Consider the following 547-nt stretch of genomic DNA (forward strand, 5'->3'; position numbering starts at 1 on the left):
TCGCCAAGGGCCTCGGCGCCGGCTACCAGCCGATTGGCGCGATGATGTCCACGCGCCGCATCTACGAAGCCATCGTCGGCGGCAGCGGTTTCTTCCAGCACGGCCATACCTATATCGGCCACGCCACGGCCTGCGCGGCGGCGCTCGCCGTGCAGCAGACCATCGCCGAGGACAATCTGCTCGATAACGTGCTGGCGCGTGGCGAGCAGTTGCGCGCGCGGCTGCGCGAGGCGCTGGGCGATCATCCGAATCTGGGCGATGTGCGTGGGCGCGGGCTGTTCGTCGGCGTGGAGTTCGTGGCCGACCGCGCCACCCAGGCCACGCTCGACCCGGCCCGCAAGACCCACGCGGCGCTCAAGCGCACGTGCATGGCGCACGGCGTGCTGGTCTATCCGATGGGCGGCACCGTCGATGGCGTGCACGGCGATCATGTGCTGTTTGCGCCGCCTTTCATCTGCACGGCGGCGGACATCGACAATATCGTGGACCGTTTCGCACAGGCCGTGCGCGTGGTCCTGCCCGCTTGAGATTGAGATACCCCCATGAC

At 68.2% G+C, this 547-nt stretch carries 1 protein-coding gene; it reads left to right on the forward strand.

Annotation, left to right across the window (positions count from 1 at the left end; all coding sequences use genetic code 11):
• Window positions 1-527 (forward strand): aminotransferase class III-fold pyridoxal phosphate-dependent enzyme (locus AB4Z35_RS30160; protein WP_442101181.1); only part of this gene is annotated, 527 nt, incomplete at its 5' end.
• Between the last annotated feature and the right edge of the window lie 20 nt (window positions 528-547).

This window comes from Pseudomonas sp. KB_15, assembly GCF_052114525.1.
Taxonomy (GTDB): Bacteria; Pseudomonadota; Gammaproteobacteria; order Pseudomonadales; family Pseudomonadaceae; genus Aquipseudomonas.